This window comes from Rhizobium aureum (assembly GCF_030182495.1).
In the GTDB taxonomy this organism is placed as follows: domain Bacteria; phylum Pseudomonadota; class Alphaproteobacteria; order Rhizobiales; family Rhizobiaceae; genus Rhizobium; species Rhizobium tropici_C.
In genome coordinates, this window is record NZ_JAQJCI010000006.1 from 95071 (window position 1) to 115200 (window position 20130).

Consider the following 20130-nt stretch of genomic DNA (forward strand, 5'->3'; position numbering starts at 1 on the left):
GGGCTCGCCGCAAGCGTTATGATGACAAAAATTGTCAGGGCGATGACTATCGATTCGTGTTGACGACAAAACGTTGACGATTTATCGATATATTATCATCGTTATTGGCATCGTTCTGCTGGAGGCGGGTTTGTCGGAGAATATTTCGGGTCGTTGGGATTTCTGGATCGATCGCGGCGGTACCTTTACCGACGTGGTCGGGCGCGATCCGTCCGGTGCTCTCCACGCCCGCAAGATCCTCTCGGAAAATCCCGAGGCTTATCGTGATGCCGCCGTTCATGGCATTCGTCTCCATCTCGGTCTTGGCAAGGGCGAGCCGGTTCCCGAAGGTGCGATCGGTGAGGTCCGCATGGGCACGACGGTCGCCACCAATGCGCTGCTGGAGCGCAAGGGCGAACGCCTTGCGTTGGTGACGACGAAGGGATTTCGCGACGCGCTGCGCATCGGCTATCAGGAGCGCAAGAAGATCTTCGCGACCGAGATCGTCAAGCCGGAAGCGCTTTACGAAGATGTCGTCGAGATCGAGGAGCGGGTGCTTGCCGATGGCACTGTCGAACTGGCCCTGGACGAAAAGGCGACTGAGGCGGCGCTGCGCGACCTTCTTGCCAAGGGTTATCGCTCCGTCGCCATCGTCTTCATGCATGCCTATAAATTCCCGGCGCATGAGGCTGCGGTCGCGAGGATCGCAAGGTCGATCGGCTTCGAGCAGGTCTCCGTCAGCCACGAAGTCTCGCCGCTGGTCAAGCTCGTCGGCCGCGGCGATACGGCTGTTATCGACGCCTATCTCTCGCCGGTGCTCGGCCGCTATATCCGCCAGGTCTGCGATGAGCTCGATGTCGAGCGCACCGGCGCACGCGTCATGTTCATGATGTCGTCGGGCGGATTGACGGCCGCCGATATGTTCCAGGGCAAGGACGCGATCCTCTCGGGTCCGGCTGGCGGTGTGGTCGGCCTTGCGAAGACAGGTGAGCAGGCGGGTTTTGCCAATGTCATCGGCTTCGACATGGGCGGCACCTCGACGGATGTTGCGCATTTCGATGGCGAATATGAGCGTGCCTTTGAAACGGAAGTGGCCGGTGTCCGCGTCCGCGCGCCGATGATGCTGATCCACACCGTCGCTGCCGGCGGTGGCTCGATCCTGCATTTCGATGGTGATCGCTTCCGTGTCGGCCCGGATTCGGCCGGTGCCTTTCCAGGTCCGGCCTGCTATCGCAATGGCGGCCCGCTGGCCGTCACCGACGCCAACGTCATGGCCGGCAAGCTGCTGCCGGAATTCTTCCCGTCCATCTTCGGACCCAGCCAGGATCAGCCGCTCGATGTCGAGACGGTGCGGACCAAGTTCGCATCTCTTGCAGCCGAAATCGGCGATGGGCGAAGCCCGGAAGACGTTGCCGACGGCTTTATCCGCATCGCGGTTGCCAATATGGTCGAGGCGATCAAGAAAATCTCGGTGCAGCGCGGCTATGACGTCACGCGCTATGCGCTCAACTGCTTCGGCGGTGCCGGTGGCCAGCATGCCTGTCTGGTGGCCGATGCGCTGGGGATGAAGAGCATCCTTCTGCATCCGATGTCCGGCCTTCTCTCCGCCTATGGCATGGGCCTTGCCGATATCCGCGCAACGCGCCAGAAGGCACTCGGCGTTTCCCTCGATGATGCCGCACCTGCCGCCATCGCAGCGCTTGGCAGCGAACTGCGCGGCGAATGCGTGCCCGAATTGGAAGCCCAAGGTGTCGCAACGGCCGAGATCAAGACGATCCGGCGCGCCCATATCCGCTATGCCGGCACCGATACCCTGCTGGCGGTCGAGACGACCTTTCCGGAAATCGACACTTCCGCGCGGCTGCGCAGCCAATTCGAGGCGCTGCACAAGCGCCGCTTCGGCTTCGTTGCCGAAGACAAGCCTCTGGTCGTGGAGGCCGTCGAGATCGAAACGATCGGCGGCGCTGCTGCCGATATCACAGTCGAGCTGGAGACGAGAGCCGAAGGTGAAGCCGAGGCTGTGAGGCGCACCTCCTTCTACTCCAACGGAGCAAGTCACGATGCGGCCGTCGTCCTGCGTCAGGCGATCAAGCCCGGCCAGACCGTGACCGGTCCGGCCATCATCATCGAGCCGAACCAGACGATCGTCATCGAGGACGGCTGGCAGGCGCAGCTGACCACGAGGGATCATATCGTCCTCACGCGCATCAAGGCGCTGCCCGAGCGCAATGCCATCGGCACCAAGGCCGATCCCGTCATGCTGGAGATATTCAACAATCTCTTCATGTCGATCGCCGAGCAGATGGGCATGACGCTGCAGAACACGGCCTATTCGGTCAACATCAAGGAACGGTTGGATTTCTCCTGCGCCGTCTTCGATGCGGAAGGCAATCTGGTCGCCAATGCGCCGCATATGCCGGTTCATCTGGGCTCGATGGATGCGTCGGTCGCAACCGCGATCCGCGAAAACGCCGTCATCCATCCGGGCGACGTCTTCCTCATCAATGCGCCCTATAATGGCGGCACGCATCTGCCTGACCTCACGGTCTGTACGCCGGTCTTTGATGATGCCGGTCAGAAGATCCGCTTCTGGGTCGCCAGCCGCGGCCATCATGCCGATATCGGCGGCATTTCGCCGGGATCGATGTCGCCACTTGCCACCCATATCGAGGAAGAGGGCGTCTATATCGACAATTTCAAGCTGCTCGATCGCGGCCGCTTCTGTGAAGCGGAGCTTACCAAGCTTTTGACGGGCGCCCGCTATCCCGTGCGCACGCTGGCGCAGAACATCAACGATCTCAAGGCCCAGGTCGCCGCCAATGAAAAGGGCGTCGCCGAGCTGAAGAAGATGATCGCGCTCTTCGGTGAAGACGTAGTGGATGCCTATATGGGCCACGTTCAGGACAATGCGGCGGAAAGCGTGCGCCGTGTTCTCGATCGTCTGTCGGATGGCGAATTCACTTACGAGATGGATCAGGGCTGCAAGATCGTCGTCAAGATCTCGATCGACAAGGACAAGCGCGAGGCGACGGTCGATTTCACCGGCACGTCGGCGCAGCGCCCGGACAATTTCAACGCGCCGCAGCCGGTCACCCGTGCCGCCGTGCTCTATGTCTTCCGTGTCCTCGTCGAAGCCGATATTCCGATGAATGCCGGCTGCCTCCGGCCGATCCGCATCATCATTCCCGAAGGCACGATGCTGACGCCGAAATATCCAGCTGCCGTTGTTGCCGGCAATGTCGAGGTCAGCCAGGCCGTGACCAACTGCCTGTTCGGCGCGGTCGAGGCGCTTGCCGCAGCCCAAGGCACGATGAACAATCTGACCTTCGGCAACGACGCCTATCAATATTATGAGACGATCTGCTCCGGAGCGCCGGCAGGACCTGGCTTCAATGGCGCCGATGCGGTGCACACGCATATGACCAACTCGCGCCTGACGGATCCCGAAATCCTCGAGACGCGGTTCCCGGTCGTGCTGGAGAATTTCCACATTCGTCCGAATTCGGGCGGGCGCGGCAAGTGGAACTCCGGCAACGGCACGCAGCGCACCATCCGCACGCGTGAAAAGCTGGAATTCGCCATCCTGTCGGGCCACAGGCGCGTGGCACCCTTTGGCATCAAGGGCGGCGAAGCCGGACAGACTGGCCGCAATTATGTCCGTCGCAACGACGGCAAGATCGAGGAACTGATCGGCTCGGCCCATACCGTCCTCGAAGCTGGCGAAGCCTTTACGGTCGTCACTCCCACCGGCGGCGGTTACGGAAAGCGGGATGAATAGCAATATGATGCCGTGTCGAGCGGCAACCGACCGCTCGGCTCGTCGAATCTGCGGGGCCTTGATCCGGTTCGAAGGAGTTTTCAGGTGACGTCCGAGGAAAAGAGTAAGCGACGCGAATTGATAGTCTCGTCGGCCCATCTGGCCGGCGGCAGCTCGCCGGCCTTATCGGAGCTGGAATACGGGTCGATCCTCTTTTCCCATGCCTTCAATCGATGGCTGGTGCGCTGCATGGCGGCGGCCGGCGTGCCCGGCCTTTCGCCGGTCGAGATCCTGATCATTCATTCCGTGCGGCATCGCGACCGGCCGAAAACGCTCGCCGATCTCTGTCTCGTCCTCGATATCGAGGACACGCATGTCGCCAATTACGCCATCAAGAAACTGGAGGCGGCAGGCCTCGTCAAAAGCGGCAAGGCCGGCAAGGAAAAGACGATCCGCGTCACCGACAAGGGCCTGGACGCATTGCAGCGCTATACGGAAATTCGCGAGCGCCTGCTGGTGGAGGCGACCAAGGTCTCCGGCCTGTCGCAGGATGGCCTGTCCGACATTGCTTCGCATCTCAGGGCATTGTCCGGCTATTACGAACAGGCCGCACGGTCGGCAGCGACCCTGTAAGCAGCGAGGAAAGCAGGCGACCGCCGCAATTCTTGGTCGCTTTAAGGCCTCTTTCCGTCAAGATCACGATCTCGTGCCGACCCCGAACCGGAGCGTCAACCCCGGCCCCTTATCTATTCTGTTGCGCCATACCTATATTAGGTCTGTGCGATCCGTTGGCGGATGTTCGTCCAACGATCGGTATCGATCGAACGATATGAGATCCAGTTTTTACCACCGCACGACTTTTGGAAATTGCTGGCTTCGCACGATAGCAAAAGTGTGCTTTTTTTGACCGAAAGGGGAATGGTGTAAAAACTTCCATGAACAACGATAGTTTTGAGCTGAAATTTTGGGGCGTGCGGGGAAGCATCCCTGTATCGGGACCGGAATTTGAGCGGTACGGCGGCAATACGTCGTGCATTGAGTTACGGCATGACGGCAGGCATATCTTATTCGACGCCGGGACGGGGTTGCGCGAAGCGGCGGCGTATCTGGCCAAGGAAGGGGTTCGCGACATCGATCTCTTCTTCACCCATTCTCACTATGACCACATTATCGGCCTGCCCTTCTTCAATGCCATCTATGATCCGAGGGTCAGCGTCGATCTCTGGTCCGGCCATCTTGCCGGCAAGACGACGACCCGGCAGCTGATCGGCCAGTTCATGCGGCCGCCATGGTTCCCCGTCGAACCCGATATCTGTCGCGCCGAGATGAGTTTTCGTGATTTCGCCGCTGGTGATACGCTGAAGCCGCATCCCGGCATCGTGATGCACACCGCCAGGCTGAACCATCCGGGCGGCTGCATCGGCTATCGCATCGAATGGTCGGGCCGGGTCATCGCCTTGGTCTACGATACCGAGCATACAGCCGGCAAGCTCGATGAAGCCGCGCTGGCCCTGATGGCCGATGCCGATATCGTGATATATGACGCGACCTATCTCGAAGCCGAGATGCCCAAATATCTGGGCTTCGGCCATTCCACCTGGCAAGAGGGCATCAAGCTCGCCAAGAAGGCCGGCGCCAAGCGGCTGGCCCTGTTTCACCATGCTCCCGGCCGCACCGACCGCGAGCTGGACGACATGCAACGCGATGCGCAGCAGAGCTTCCCCGGCGCATTCGTCGCCTTTGACGGGCAGTCGCTGCAGCTCTGAAGCCTGCCGCGGCAGCGGAGCATGCTGGAATTGCGCTAAAGCGTGTCGCGATCTTTCAGATTCGCTTCTCGCGCTTTAGGTGTTTGGTTTTGCGCATGTCATCGTCGCAAAACCGCTGCACACTTTCGCGCGGGCATGCTTTAGTTGATGAAATTGCCGACCGGCCGCCATTCGATGGCGGCATGGCCGGCCGTTTCCGCAAACAACGCCTCAACGAAATCCCAGGCAAGATCGTCGTGGACGAGATGGTGGGTCATCACGCCGATCGGTTCGTCATTGCCGTCGAAGCGGTTCTGAAGCTCCTCCACCAGGCGTCCGATCATGTCAGCATGCGGCAGTCCTCCGCGCACGCCGTGCCATCGCATGATGTCGATATGCGTGTTGACCAGGCCGATGGGTGCCTGCTTGGCCAGCCCGAAAACCGAGACGGCACGGTAGCCGAACGGTTCGAGATGCGGGAGCAGTCCATCGTCGATCCGGTTCCATGGCGGCACCAGCAAAGGGCAAAACTGCGTGGGATAAAGGGCTTGCAGCTTGTCGAAGCCGCGATGAAGCTCATCGAGCACGATAGCCTTAGGCCGGTGCAGGCCGAGCTCCTGCTTCTTGGTGTCATCAGGAGCATAGTTCCGATGTGTCCAGCCATGCACCGTCGCCGTGATGCGGCTTTCGGCCGCCAGCCGTTCGGCCAGAGCTTCGCCTGTCGGCGCCGGAATGATCGCGAGTGCCATCGGCACGTCGAACCGATTGGAAAGCGATAGAAGCCGGTCGAGGGCAGGGGTCGGCTCGATGGCGTCGTCGTCGCGGAACCATAGCTTCGCCTTTCGCCCGGCCGCGCCCCAGCGCCGCAACTCCTCGCGCAAGGGCTGCCACTCGGCTCTATCGTTCATAATGGCTATCTCCCAGATAGTTTCGAAGGATGGTTTCGAGCCGTTTCGATGCGGCGCTCAAGGAACGCTCCTGATGGACGAAGCCGTAGGCGGCGTCCGCCATGGCCCGTCGCTGCTGCTGATCGCCGAGGAGCTGCGAAATTGCATCGGCATAGGCCTTCAGATCGCCCTCCGGCGTCAGCAATCCGGTTTTTCCCGCCATCACCACCTCCGGCACGCCAGCCGTCGCCTGCGCGATCACCGGAAGGCCGGCCGCCTGTGCCTCAAGATAGGCAAGGCCATAAGCCTCATTGCAACCAGGCCAGACATAAAGACCGGAGCTCGCAAGCTCCTCTGCGATCTCCGTCGTGGAGCGTTCTCCGCGCCACTCTATCCGTCTCTCGTCGAAAGTCGAAAACAGTGATCTCACCTCGGTCCGCATCGGCCCATCGCCGATGACCGTCAGGATCCAGTCCTGATCGCGGATGAGATCGAGCGCTTTGGCCAGTATGGTGTAGCTGTCGAACTTGTCGCCCTTGCGCAGCATCGCCACGGTGATCAGCCGTCGCGGATCGGAGGACGAGCCCGCGAAGGGGGCGGCATCGATGAAGGGCAGGAAACGCTCGTAGCGGCCCTCCGGAATCGCATCCTCAAGGCCGAGCCGGTCCCTTTCGGTAAAGCACAGATTGACGGCGGCAAGCCTTACTGCATCGGCAATGAGGCGCTGGTTTTCAACCCAGCCGTTTTCGTCATGGCGGCGGGAATAGGATGCCTCCGCCGTGACATAGGGAATGCCGAGCCCTCTCGCGATCGGTGGGCCGATAAGATCGGGGGTCTTGTAATAGGGATGGTAAGTGAACCACAGGTCGGGCGGCGTCTCATCCTGCCAGCGCTCGAGCAGGCGATCCACTTCGCCTTCCGCCTGCCGTGCGATTTCCACGCGTGGACCGGCCTCCGGCGTCGGCGTGAAGCTTCGCAATTCGGAAGCGACGTCGACCCGATGCCCTGCCATTTCCAGCGCCGCGATGATCTGGCGAGCCATCAGCCGATCGCCGGAAGGGACCGGGTGGCCGGGAGATTTCAAGGGGGCGTAAAAGGCGATCTTCATGCTGCCGGCACGTGGTTGACGATTAAGTGATGGTATGAGCCTGAATCGTGAGAAAGTTGCCCGAATTCCGACCGGTTGCGTGACAATAAGATCCCTGCTTCAAAAAGCCGCATCCTCGACAGTATGCGGGGTTGCGGCTACTGCATAATTCCTTAAATCGGAATCGATTTGAGGATAAAATTATGCAGCAGATTAAAAGTGCTACGGCGATCTTTGCGCGTCATATATGACGCGCGGTACCGTAGATGAATAGGCGATAGCCGTTTTCCCACCTGTTGTGAACGGGCAATATACATTGGGTTTGATGACCATCGAGGCAAGAAAGCCAATCATGTCCGACCGCCTCGTGCGAAAGCTGCGCCTTGGCTCCGGTTTGATCGTATTCGCCTTCGTGATCATGCATCTGGCCAATCATGCCCTCGGGCTGATTTCGCTCGGCGTGGCCGAACATGCGCAACATTGGTTCATGTTGGTTTGGCGCAATCCGGTTGGAACCGTGCTTCTTTATGGCGCCCTGATCGTCCACATTCTGCTCGTGCTTAAGATGCTTTACAGGCGCCGCACGCTTGTCATGCCTGCCGGCGAGGCCTTCCAGATCGTTACGGGCCTGCTGGTGCCGGTGCTTCTGATCGATCACATCGTCGGCACTCGCATCGTGCATGAGGTTTATGGCTATCACGACACCTACAGCGCGATCGTGCGCACCCTCTGGATAACATCGCCGGTCAACGGCGTGCGTCAGTCGCTCGTGCTTCTGATCGTCTGGCTTCATGGCTGCATCGGCGTTCATTTCTGGCTGCGCTATCGTGCCTGGTACATGGCAATCGCGCCCGTCATGCTGTCGCTTGCCATCGTTCTGCCGATTCTCGCCTTGCTTGGCTTTGCCGCAATGGGCAAGACGGTGGCACATGAGGTCGCTCAGGAGGACGAGCGCGGCTATCCCGGCGGCTACTATAGCGACATGCGAAGCTATGGCGAGACGGGGTCGGTGCCGGGCAGTCAGATGGTCGAAACTCTATGGCCCTACCGCGCCGGGTTCTATGGGGCATTCAGCCTGTCGATCGTCGCTCTCTTCGGTTTCCGCGCGCATCGCAGACTGCGTGAGCGGCAATATCAGATCGCCATCCGCTATGCGGGCGGGGAGGTCGTGCATGCGCCACGCGGCTTCAGCGTACTCGAGGCAAGCCGCCTTGGCGGCATACCGCATTATTCGGTTTGCGGCGGCAAGGGCCAGTGCTCCACGTGCCGTGTCCAGATCATTGAGGGGCAGGAAAACCTGCCGCCGCCGGAGCCGCTGGAGCAGAAGACGTTGAACCGGATCGGCGCTACGCCGGATGTCAGGCTTGCCTGCCAGCTGCGCCCGACCGGCAATGTCAGCGTCCTCCCGCTCCTGACGCCGATGGCCGAGGCGACGATCCCGGTTTATAGCCAGACCGCCAGCCCAGGCCGCGAGCGCGAGATCGTCGTCTTCTTCTGCGATCTGCGCCATTTCACCGCGCTGACGGAATCGCGGCTTCCCTTCGACATCGTCTTCCTGCTCAACCGCTATTTCGCCATCGTCGGCCGCATCATCGAGGAGAATGGCGGCCGTATGGACAAGTTCATCGGCGATGGCGCGATGGCGCTCTTCGGCCTGCGTACCACGCCGAAGGAGGCAAACCGGCAGGCCTTGAAGGCCGCGGCCGCGATCATACGGGAGATCGACAAGCTCAGCGCGGAACTGGCCGACGAACTGGCCGCTCCGCTTGAAATCGCCATCGGCCTTCACAGCGGCTCGGCCGTGGTCGGCTCGATGGGATATGGCAGCGTCAAGAACGTGACGGCGATCGGCGACACGGTCAATGTCGCCAGCCGCCTGGAAAGCGCCGCCAAGGAATTCAACAGCGCGCTCGTCTTTTCCGAGCCGGTGGCCCGGCTCTCGGAGGTCGATATGGAGGGCATCGAAAGCCGCGAGATTGCCGTGCGCGGTCGCGGCGAGCCTTTGCGGGTCTATATCGTTTCGAAGGAAACGAGCGGCCGCTTTGCCTGATGTGCCGACAGGGCACCGGCGGCGTATCAGCCGATCTTCTCCGTTTGCAACGCAACGGCCCTGGTGTAGGGATGCTCGCCATGTTCGACCGCAAGCTGCTTACAAGAAAATACTGGCGCCGCGCCCTTCGCAGGAAGCGGGATGCGATCGCCACTCGCCTGTTCGACACGCGCCTGGGTCGGGACATTCTCGTCAGCGCGCTCGGTCCGCGCGTCAAGACGATGACGGTGGACTGCGGCGACCATGTCCTGAGCTTCTCACCGGCCGATTACATCGGCCGTAAGGTGTTTCGCAAAGGGCATTTCGAGCGCGATCATGTCGCCCGGCTGCTGAGCGTGCTGCGCGAGCGCGGTCTGCTACGCAAAGGCTCTGTTCTTCTGGAGCTCGGCGGCAATATCGGTACGCAAACCTGCTATTTTGCCCTCAGTGGCGCCTATGACCGCATTGTCAGCGTCGAGCCGGATCCGCGCAATTTCCGGCTGCTGGCGATCAACGTCGCCGATAACGGCCTGCAGGAGATGGTAACGGCGGTCAATTGCGCCGCCGGCGATCGCGGGGGGCAGCTCGATTTCTATCTCAATCACAAGAATCACGGCAAAAGCAGCGCGTTGCGCCAAAGCGCAACCGACGAGAAAATCTCGGTTCCCGTCCTGCCCGTTGGCGATATTCTGCAGCAGGCCGGCATCGATCCCGCCGATATCGGCCTGATCTGGATGGATATCGAAGGCTATGAGCCCGTTGCTTGCCGGTCGATGCAGGCACTGATGGCACGCAAGGTGCCGCTCTACATGGAATTTACCCCCGCCTTCTACGGCAAGGATCAGGCCAAGGCTTTCATTGCCGATCTCGCCAGGCACTACGGCGAATGCCTTGCATTTTTCGAAGACGGCGAGCAGACGATGAAAGTCGTCGAACTGCCCAGCGAAGGCGAGCAGTTCGATGTGCTGTTTCTACGCTGAAATTAGCGACGCCGATAGATGAAATAGCGCCCTTGCTTGACGGCAGCGGGCAGGGGAAGCGCCTGAAGATCCGGATGATCGAGGGGAAGGCCGCTGACGGCAATCCCGCCTGAAACGAGCACGCCGGCCATGATCCCGGGCAACCAGGTCAGCGTCACCGCATCCTTGTCCTCGTAGCCGGTGCCGATATCGGCATGGGCAAGCGAGGCCTTCGCGCCGACGAAGCCCCTGGCCGTGTCCTTGATTTCACCGAGGATGAGATTGTCGGCCGACGGCATGGACGGGCCGTAGGCATTGGCCGCCCGATCGAATGCGATGATGCGGCGATCGGGGAAAAGTTCGCGCAGATGGTCGAAGGTGCGGCCATTGCCGAGCCCCAGTTCCAGCACGGGTCCGTCAAGCGTTCTGACCTCCTCGGCAACGGCGTTGAGGATGTCGCGCTGCGCACTCAGGCGGCGAATGAAACTATCCAGGCGGCTCATCGTATTTCAAATATCCTTGGCGTCTTGTGCCTCTCTCCCGACCGGAGTAGCACGGCCCGCATCGCGGCGTCGACCGCCCGCTGGTTTTTCGGCGCTTTTGCTGTAGGGATAGATCGTCGCGGTGCTCACTGAAGGGGGAAATATCATGGTCGAACCACCGAAAGATGATTTCTTCCATAAACTCACGGGCTTCACCCGTTTCGAGGGCGTGACCGACAGCGCCAATTATCAGCCGCTGCCGGACGACTGGTTGATTGCGATCGCCGATATCGTCAGCTCGACGAAGGCAATCGCCGCCGGCCACTACAAATCAGTCAACATGGCGGGCGCCAGCGTGATTTCCGCCGTGCTCAACGCGTTGGAGAGAGGTGATTATCCCTTTGCCTTCGGCGGGGACGGCGCTTTGGTGGCGATCCCTCCGTCGGGAGAGGAGCGGGTACGCCGTGCGCTGGCGGCCGTCCGGGCCTGGGTGATGGAGGAATTGCAGCTCGACCTGCGCACGGCCCTGGTGCCGATGACGGTGATCCGCGGCGAGGGCCTGGACGTGCGGGTCGCCCGCTTCAGCCCGAGCAACCACGTTTCCTATGCCATGTTTTCCGGCGGCGGGACGAGCTGGGCGGAACGGCAGATGAAGGCAGGACGATTCATCGTCGAGGCGCCGCCGACAAAGGTAGAGCCGGATCTGACCGGCCTTTCCTGTCGTTGGAACCCGATCAAGGCACATAACGGCGAGATTGTCTCCATCATCGCCATTCCGGGCGATGCCGGCAACGACGCTAGGTTTCAACGGCTGGTCGCCGATATCATTGCCATCTCCGCCGAGCAGAACCGCGACGGTCATCCGGTGCCGGTCGAAGGCCCGACGCCGGCATTGAGCTTCGACGGCGCGGATATCGAAGCGCGCGCCGTGGCCGCTCCCACCGATCGCTGGTGGCGAAAGCTGGCCATCGATGCGCAGATCGTCCTCGTCTGGATTCTCGACAGGTTCGGCATCAGGGCCGCGACCTTCGATGCCAAGATCTATCGGCGGGACCTTGCAGCAAATTCCGATTTTCGCAAATTCGACGATGGACTGAAAATGACGATCGACGTCGATGCTGCGCATCTCAAGCGCATCGAGGCGCGTCTGCAGCAGGCGGAGGCCGCAGGTGTCTGCCGCTTTGGACTGCACCGGCAGGACAGCGCCCTGATGACATGCTTCGTGCCGACACCGCTTATGCGAGACCATATGCATTTCATCGACGGTGCGAGCGGCGGATATGCAATGGCGGCAATGGCCTTGCGGGAAAAGAGGCCGCCGGCGCTTGCCGCGGGCGAGTGATTTTCACGCGATGGAGCGGTGACGCGACTGGCAGCCTCGGGCCGCGGTCGCGATTTTATCGATCCGCTTCGTTTTTGCCATTGTTTCAGCGTCATATGCGCCTTATCTCAAAGAGAACAAAACGAGAGTCGCCGGTTGCGGCGATCGTCTTTTGCTGCATTTCATATGCGGGGGTGCGGGAGAAATGCAGCCGGATTTCTGGCGTCGACATGACCTGACGAAGGAAAGCATCGACGCTGTCGCATGGTGATTTTGTCCGACCTCAAGCCGATAGGCAGGGGGTTGCGGAGACGGCGGCATTCCATGGCCGGGACGAAACATCAGGCATTGCAATATGGACCGCGGGGATAATGACTATTCATTCGAGTGTTTCCGATATTCTTCTCGATAAAGTAGCGGAATGGCTGACGCAGGCGGCGCTGACCGGCGAAAACCTGGAGACCATCGTGCGGGGCTTCTGCGAGCGCATGGCGGCGACGGGGATGCCGCTCGTTCGCGTGCATCTGACCTTTTCTATGCTGCATCCGCTTTATGATGCTCTCGGATTTACCTGGCGGCGGGCGGGCGGCCTGACGATCGAAGGCTATCGCCATGTTAACGATCGGCCGGAACGCTTCATGCAGAGCCCCTATTACTATCTTCTCTCCAATAATCTCCTGCATTTGCGTCGTCGGATCGATGTGGATGGAGCCGTGGAGTTTCCGATTTTCGAGGACCTGCGCAAGGAGAAGGTGACCGACTATATGGCCTTCGTGCAGACCTTTGGAGCGGGTTCTGTCCAGGGCATGATGGGTTCCTGGTCAACCGACAGCATCGGCGGCTTCAGCGAGGAGATGATCGGAGCGCTGATGCGCATGCAGAACCATCTCGCCATGGCGGCCAAGATGGCGGTTCTAGGTAAGCTCGCCAACAACATGTTGACCACTTATCTCGGCGGCGACGCCGGCAAGCGCGTGCTGAACGGGCAGATCCGCCGCGGCGACGGCGAGACGATCCGCGCGGCGCTGGTCATGGGTGATATGCGGCAATCCACCGTCTATGCCGAAAAGGAAGGGCGGCAGGCCTATATCGATACGCTGAACGAGTTCTTCGACGCGATCGCGGCCCCCTTCAACCGCAATGGGGGCGAAATCATGAGCTTTCTCGGCGATGGATTCCTGGCGGTCTATCCCTGCGGCCGCCACAAGGATCCGTCCAAGGTGGCTTGCGAAGCGGCGCTATCGGCCGTTTTCGAGGCGCAGCGCCGCGTTGCTGCCCTCAACAAGGATCGCCAGGCGCGCAATTTGAGCGAGGTGCGTTACGGAATAGGCCTGCACGTCGGCAACGTCATGTTCGGCAATGTCGGATTGAAGGATCGGTTGACGTTCTCGGCCTTCGGCGCCGCCGTCAACGAGGTGGAGCGGCTGCAGTCCCTGACCAAGAAATATGGAACGGAGGTTGTCGCGAGCCAGGCCTTTTCCGGCTACACCGACTGCGAGTGGGGAACACTCGGGGAAGAAAAGCTGCGCGGCGTGCGCCAGCGCTTTACAGTGGTCTCTCCGATGGCAGCCTCCATTGCCAATGGTACGGTGGAGGTTTTCCACGACGCGGCGGCGGACGGGCTCTCCGAAGCCGAGCAGGTTATCCTCCTGCACAGGGATGCCAAGAAGTTCGAAGGCCGTGTTCAAGTCGAAAACCTGACCCAGTGACCTCTGCCGCAGCCTGGTTCAGCATAGGCCGATATATCACTGGAAAGACGACAGATTTTTTACAGTCTTTGCACCGCCTTGACCAGCTAGACACCCGTTATGCCCTACGTTAGTGTGCCGCCTAAGGCCACAAAGGTCATGTGAGCGGGAAGTAATATGTATGGCGTCAGGGACTGATCTACTGCGTATTGAGAACCTCGACGTCTCGTTTTCCCTTTACGGGGACAATCTGCGTGTCGTCAAAAACGCCGGTTTGAGGGTGCTTCCCGGCAAGGTCACGGCCCTTGTCGGCGAGTCCGGTTCCGGCAAATCCATTATCAGCCAGTCGATCATGGGCATCCTGCCGACGCCGGCAACCGCGACGGGGCGGATCCTTTTTACCGACCCACTCGACGGCGAGACCACCGATCTTCTCCAACTGCCGCGTGATGGCGCCGCTATGCGCAGGCTGCGTGGCGCGCGCATGGCCAAGATTTTCCAGGAGCCGATGACGTCGCTGTCGCCGTTGCATACGGTGGGCAACCAGATCAGCGAAGTGCTCCGTATTCACAGCCCCGACACCAGCAGGGCGGAGCAGCGCGAGAAGACTGAGGAAATGCTGAGCCTCGTCGGCTTTCAGGATCCCCAACATACTTTCGACATGTATCCTTTCCAGCTCTCCGGCGGCATGCGCCAGCGTGCGATGATCGCCATGGCGCTGATCTGCAATCCGGCGCTGCTGATTGCCGATGAACCGACCACCGCGCTTGACGTCACCATCCAGGCGCAAATTCTCGGTCTGCTGCGCAACCTCCAGCAAACCTTCAACATGGCGATGCTCCTGATCACCCATGATCTCGGTGTCGTGGCGAATATGGCCGACGAGGTCGTCGTTATCTATCACGGCGAAATCATGGAGGCCGGGCCGGTCGAAACGATCTTCCGCCAGCCGCAGCATCGCTATTTGAAGGCCCTGATGTCGGCGGTGCCGCATTTCGACATGAAGCCGGGCGAACGGCTGAAGTCCCTTCGGGATGTCCCCGTCAATCTCGGCACCTTTTCCGGCAAGAAGAAGCTGATCGGCAACGGCGCGCCCGCCACCGGCACGGCACCCGATGTCCTGCTCAGCGTAAGCAACCTGACCAAGACCTATACATCGAAGGCCGGCGGCCTGTTCGGCAGGCGGGACGGCACGAAGTTCCGTGCCGTCGATAATGTCAGCTTCGATATCCGCCGCGGCGAATGTCTCGGCTTGGTCGGCGAAAGCGGCTGCGGCAAGACGACAGTGAGCAAGATCCTCATGCGCGGCATCACGGCCGACAGCGGTTCCGTCAGCTTCGACGACGGCAGCGGCAAGATCGACGTGCTGTCCGTCAAGGGCGACGAGTTGATGGATCTGCGCACGAAGATACAGATGGTCTTCCAGGATCCGGTTTCGTCGCTTTCTCCGCGCATGACGATCCGCAATATTCTGAGCGAGCCCCTGGAAATCCATGGGCATGGCGATAGTGCCGAACGCAAGGAGAAGGTCGAGGCGCTGATGCAGGCGATCGGCCTCGACAAGCATTTTCTCAGCCGTTACCCGCACAGCTTTTCCGGCGGCCAGCGCCAGCGCATCGGCATTGCGCGCGCCCTGGCACTTGGGCCGAAGCTTCTCATCCTGGATGAGCCGGTCTCGGCACTCGATGTGTCCGTTCAGGCGCAAATCCTGAACCTCCTCAAGGACTTGCAAAAGGAACTCGGCCTGACCTACCTGTTCATCTCGCACAATCTCGCCGTGGTCGATTACATGGCGGACAGGATCGCCGTCATGGCGCGGGGGCGCATCGTCGAAATCGCGCCGCGCGAAATCATCCTTCGCGATCCCGTTCATCCCTATACGCGCTCGTTGCTTGCCGCCGTCCCGTTCCCCGATCTCGACCGGCCTCTGGATTTCTCCGCTCTGAACAGCGAGGGACCGGCCGCCAAACAGAAATGGGGGCCGCAATTCTCGGAAAGCGCGGACGGAGACCTTGCCTATGCTGATCTGGGCGGCGGCCATTTCGTTCGCGCCCGCCGGGGCGTCGAAGCCCAGGAGCTGCGCAAATGGTAACGCGGCGAAGCTTTCTCGGCCTGCTGGCTTCCACCATATTGCCGCCGCCTCTTGCTGCGGCGGAGGTCGACAACGAGCCGGACTATCTCGCCGATTGGCTGCGAGCCGGCCAGATGCCGCATCTTGCGAAGCGGCTGCCGAAATTTCCGCGCGTCGTCAATGTCGCCGCCATGGGGCGCACGCCCGGCCGCTACGGTGGCTCCGTCCGTACGATCATCGGCAGCCAGAACGATATCCGTCTCATGACGATCTACGGCTATGCGCGCCTCGTGGGTTACGATCGCACGCTGACGCTTCAGCCGGATATTCTGGAATCCTTTTCCGCCGTCAACGACACGGTCTTCACCTTCAAGCTGCGTGAAGGGCATAGATGGTCCGATGGGCATCCGTTCACCGCCAACGACTTCCGTTACTGGTGGGAGGATGTCATTCTCAACAAGGAGTTGACACCCGGCGGTGGCGCGCTCGAATTGCGCCCGCACGGAAGCCTGCCGAATTTCGAGATGCTCGACGAGCTCACGGTGCGCTACACCTGGGATGATCCCAATCCGAATTTCCTGCCGATCCTTGCCGCTCCGCAGCCGCTCGTCATTGCCGGGCCGGCCCACTATCTCAAGCAGTTCCACAAGAAATACCAGGACAAGATTCGTCTTTCATCGCTGATGCAGGAAAACAGAGCGAAGAAATGGCAGGATCTGCATATCAAGATGGGCCGCTCGTACCGCCCGGAAAACCCCAATCTGCCGGTGCTCGACCCGTGGAAGAATACGACGGCGCCGCCGGCGGAGCAGTTCGTGTTCGAGCGCAACCCCTATTTCCATCGCGTCGACGAGAACGGCCGGCAACTGCCCTATATCGATCGCATGATCCTGGACATCAGTTCGTCGTCGATCATTCCGGCCAAGACCGGGGCAGGAGAAAGCGATCTTCAGGCAACCGGCATAGACTTCAACGACTATACTTTCCTGAAAGAGGCCGAGAAGCGCAATCCGAGCAAGATTAAGGTCGATCTTTGGAAGGCAGCGCGTGGATCGCGTGTCGCCCTGTACCCCAATCTCAACAGCGCCGACGCCGTCTGGCGCGACCTCTTGCGCGATGTTCGGGTCCGCAGAGCGCTGTCGCTTGCGATCGATCGTCACGAGATCAACATGGCGGTCTTCTACGGTCTCGGAACAGCGAGCGCCAACACTGTGTTGCCTGACAGCCCGCTTTTCAAACCCGAATATGCCTCTGCCTGGATCGCGCATGATCCGGATCAGGCCAATGCTCTTCTGGACGCCGCCGGCCTTGACAAGCGGGATGAAGACGGGGTCCGCTTGCTGCCGGACGGCCGGCGAATGGAAATCACCGTTGAGACACCGGGCGAAAGCACGCTTGACACGGACGTGTTGGAATTGGTTACCGATCATTGGCGCAAGGTCGGCATTGCACTTTTCACCCGCGTATCGCAACGCGATATTTTCCGCAGCCGCGCCATGGGCGGCCGCATTCTGATGTCGCTGTGGTACGGCCTCGACAATGGGGTGGCGACGGCCGACATGAATCCGGGCGAATTGGCACCGACGACCAATGACCAGATGCAGTGGCCGCTTTGGGGCATGTACTATCTATCGCGCCAGACACAAGGCGTGGCGCCGGACGTGCCGGAGGCAACCGAGCTGATCAAGCTGCTGGGCGAATGGGAAGAGGCTGCCTCCTCCTTCGAGCGGGCCGAGGTCTGGCACAAGATGCTGAAGATCTATACGGACCAGGTTTTCTCCATCGGTCTGGTCAACGGCACTTTCCAGCCGATCGTGCATTCGGCGCGCATGCAGAATGTGCCGGAAAAGGCGCTCTACGGCTTCGATCCGACCTGTCTGCTCGGCGTCTACATGCCGGATACCTTCTGGATGAAGGAGGATCGTCCGAATGCTTAGATATATTCTCTGGCGCGTTGCGGTGATGCTTCCGACCCTGATCGTCATCTCGATGCTGGTCTTTACGATCATCCAGCTGCCGCCCGGCGACTTCTTCGATAGCCAGATCGCGGAATTGCGCGCCCAGGGTGATACCGCGAATCTTCAGGATATGGAGAATCTTCGCCACGAATATGGGCTCGACAAGCCCTTGCCGCTTCAATATCTGCACTGGGCCGGAGGTATGCTGCATGGCGATTTCGGCTATTCCTTCGAGTATCAGCTGCCGGTTTCGGAAGTGGTCGGCGATCGGCTCTGGCTGACCATCCTCGTGTCGATGACGACGATCCTTCTGACCTGGTTGATCGCCTTCCCGATCGGTATTTATTCCGCCACCCATCAATACAGCTGGGGCGACTACGGGCTGACCTTCCTCGGGCTGCTCGGTATCGCCATTCCGAACTTCATGCTGGCGCTGATCCTGATGTATTTCGCCAATGTCTGGTTCGGCGTATCGATCGGCCATTTGATGGATCAAAAATATCTCTCGCAGCCGATGAGCTGGGAAAAAGCGCGCTCGATCCTGTCGCACCTGTGGATTCCGGTCATCATCGTCGGCACGGCCGGAACGGCGGGCATGATCCGCCGCCTACGCGCCAATCTGCTCGACGAGATGCAGAAGCAATATGTCGTCACAGCGCGCGCCAAGGGGCTGCATCCGTTGAGGGTGCTGGTGAAATATCCATTGCGCATGGCGTTGAATTTCTTCGTCGCCGATATCGGGTCGATCCTGCCGGCGATCATTTCCGGTGCCGAGATCACCGCCATCGTGCTGTCTCTGGAGACGACCGGCCCGATGCTGATCCGGGCCTTGCAGAGCCAGGACATGTATCTCGCCGGCTCTTTCCTGATGTTCCTGGCCTTTCTCAACGTCATCGGCGTGCTGATCTCGGATATCGCCCTTGGCTTTCTCGATCCCCGCATCCGCTTGCAAGGCAGGAGCACAAAGTGAGCGTATCCCTGCCAAAGCCCGGTGCTCCTCTAGAGCACTATGTCTCGAACGCGAATTTCGATCCAGATCAGTTCGAAGCCACGTCCGCAGGCCAGCAACGCTATTACATGGCGTCGCAAAAGAAGCTGATGTGGTGGAAATTCAAGCGCCACAAGCTTGCGCTTGCATCCGGCATCTTCCTTCTGCTGGCCTATGGCATGATCGTGATTGCGGAATTCCTGGCGCCCTACGGGCTGCACACCCGCAATGTCGACTATATCCATTCGCCGCCGCAGATGATCCACCTGTTCGACAAGGGCAATTTCGTCGGGCCGTTCGTCTATGGCCGCAAGATGACGCTCGATATCGACTCGCTGCGCCGGATCTACACGGATAACCCCTCCGATGTGCAGCCGATCCGTTTCCTTTGTCGCGGGGACGCCTATCGCTTCTGGGGGCTGGTGGACTCGAACCTTCATCTGGTTTGCCCGGCCGTCGGCGGCCAGATGTATCTGCTCGGCACCGACAGGCTGGGACGTGACGTGCTGTCGCGCATCATCTATGGCGCGCGCATATCCCTGACGATCGGGTTGATCGGCATTTCAATCAGTTTTCTGCTCGGCATCGTCATCGGCGGGCTTGCCGGCTATCATGGCGGCCTTTTCGATCTTCTCGTGCAGCGCGTGATCGAGGTGCTGCAGTCGCTGCCGAGCCTGCCCTTGTGGATGGCGCTTGCGGCGATCATGCCGGTAAGCTGGAGCCCGATCATCGTCTACTTCGGCATCACCATCATCCTCGGCATCCTGGATTGGACAGGCCTTGCGCGCGCCGTACGCTCCAAGCTTTTATCCTTGCGCGAGGAGGACTACGTGCTTGCCGCGCAACTGATGGGAGCAAGCACGCCCCGCATCATCGGCCGTCACCTCGTCCCCGGCTTCATGTCGCACCTGATCGCTACCGCAACAATTTCGGTGCCGAGCATGATTCTCGGCGAAACTGCCCTAAGTTTCCTTGGATTGGGCCTTCGTCCGCCGATCACGAGTTGGGGCATCCTGTTGACCGAGGCCAAGAACGTCAGCGTGATCGCCTTCTATCCATGGCTTCTTTTTCCGATGATCCCGGTGATATTGGTTATTCTGGCGTTCAACTTTTTAGGAGACGGGTTGCGTGATGCCGCCGATCCCTACAAATAGCAGGGTGAATGGCGAAGACAGGATT

The 20130-nt window shown here is 60.3% G+C and carries 14 protein-coding genes; 11 read left to right on the forward strand and 3 right to left on the reverse strand.

Features of this window, described 5'->3' with window-relative positions; translation table 11 throughout:
* Positions 1-130 precede the first annotated feature (130 nt).
* From PH552_RS16645 to PH552_RS16655, 3 genes are all read left to right on the forward strand, one after another.
* On the forward strand, positions 131-3757 hold the full coding sequence (locus PH552_RS16645; protein WP_112342509.1) for a hydantoinase B/oxoprolinase family protein: 3627 nt from the start codon (positions 131-133) through the stop codon (positions 3755-3757).
* A gap of 84 nt (positions 3758-3841) precedes the next feature.
* Positions 3842-4369, forward strand: a complete 528-nt coding sequence (locus PH552_RS16650; protein ID WP_112342508.1) for a winged helix DNA-binding protein — start codon at positions 3842-3844, stop codon at positions 4367-4369.
* Positions 4370-4671: 302 nt separating this feature from the next.
* Positions 4672-5502, forward strand: a complete 831-nt coding sequence (locus PH552_RS16655) for an MBL fold metallo-hydrolase (RefSeq protein ID WP_112342437.1) — start codon at positions 4672-4674, stop codon at positions 5500-5502.
* A 140-nt stretch (positions 5503-5642) separates the two neighbouring features.
* Here the strand turns inward: PH552_RS16655 and PH552_RS16660 are convergent, their stop codons facing one another.
* Positions 5643-6389 (reverse strand): polysaccharide deacetylase family protein, encoded by a 747-nt coding sequence (locus PH552_RS16660; protein WP_113249745.1) that lies wholly within the window; start codon positions 6387-6389, stop codon positions 5643-5645.
* Positions 6379-7476, reverse strand: a complete 1098-nt coding sequence (locus PH552_RS16665) for a glycosyltransferase family 4 protein (RefSeq protein WP_112342435.1) — start codon at positions 7474-7476, stop codon at positions 6379-6381. The genes PH552_RS16660 and PH552_RS16665 overlap by 11 nt, the downstream gene beginning before the upstream one ends.
* A gap of 304 nt (positions 7477-7780) precedes the next feature.
* On the opposite strand from PH552_RS16665, the gene PH552_RS16670 reads away from it, so the two are divergent.
* Positions 7781-9505 (forward strand): adenylate/guanylate cyclase domain-containing protein, encoded by a 1725-nt coding sequence (locus tag PH552_RS16670; RefSeq protein ID WP_113249766.1) that lies wholly within the window; start codon positions 7781-7783, stop codon positions 9503-9505.
* Positions 9506-9585: 80 nt separating this feature from the next.
* The gene (locus PH552_RS16675) at positions 9586-10464 is read left to right on the forward strand and encodes an FkbM family methyltransferase (protein WP_113249765.1); all 879 of its coding nucleotides are present in this window, start codon (positions 9586-9588) and stop codon (positions 10462-10464) included.
* Between the two features lie 2 nt (positions 10465-10466).
* On the opposite strand, the gene PH552_RS16680 is transcribed toward PH552_RS16675, so the two are convergent.
* Entirely contained in the window at positions 10467-10946 is a 480-nt protein-coding gene (locus PH552_RS16680) for a class I SAM-dependent methyltransferase (RefSeq protein WP_112342433.1), read from the reverse strand.
* A gap of 145 nt (positions 10947-11091) precedes the next feature.
* On the opposite strand from PH552_RS16680, the gene PH552_RS16685 reads away from it, so the two are divergent.
* The 6 genes from PH552_RS16685 (at position 11092) to PH552_RS16710 (ending at position 20105) form a co-directional block, all read left to right on the forward strand.
* Positions 11092-12267, forward strand: coding sequence for a DUF3095 domain-containing protein (locus PH552_RS16685; protein ID WP_112342432.1), 1176 nt, complete (start codon positions 11092-11094; stop codon positions 12265-12267).
* Between the two features lie 350 nt (positions 12268-12617).
* On the forward strand, positions 12618-13955 hold the full coding sequence (locus PH552_RS16690) for an adenylate/guanylate cyclase domain-containing protein (RefSeq protein ID WP_112342431.1): 1338 nt from the start codon (positions 12618-12620) through the stop codon (positions 13953-13955).
* Positions 13956-14115: 160 nt separating this feature from the next.
* On the forward strand, positions 14116-16026 hold the full coding sequence (locus tag PH552_RS16695; protein ID WP_112342430.1) for an ABC transporter ATP-binding protein: 1911 nt from the start codon (positions 14116-14118) through the stop codon (positions 16024-16026).
* Entirely contained in the window at positions 16020-17942 is a 1923-nt protein-coding gene (locus PH552_RS16700; protein ID WP_112342429.1) for an ABC transporter substrate-binding protein, read from the forward strand. The genes PH552_RS16695 and PH552_RS16700 overlap by 7 nt, the downstream gene beginning before the upstream one ends.
* Positions 17935-18933: an ABC transporter permease gene (locus PH552_RS16705; protein WP_112342428.1), complete on the forward strand. Its 999-nt coding sequence runs from the start codon at positions 17935-17937 to the stop codon at positions 18931-18933. Before PH552_RS16700 ends, PH552_RS16705 begins: the two co-directional genes overlap by 8 nt.
* A complete protein-coding gene (locus PH552_RS16710; protein ID WP_112342427.1) occupies positions 18930-20105 on the forward strand; it encodes an ABC transporter permease in 1176 nt (391 codons plus the stop codon). Before PH552_RS16705 ends, PH552_RS16710 begins: the two co-directional genes overlap by 4 nt.
* Positions 20106-20130 lie beyond the last annotated feature (25 nt).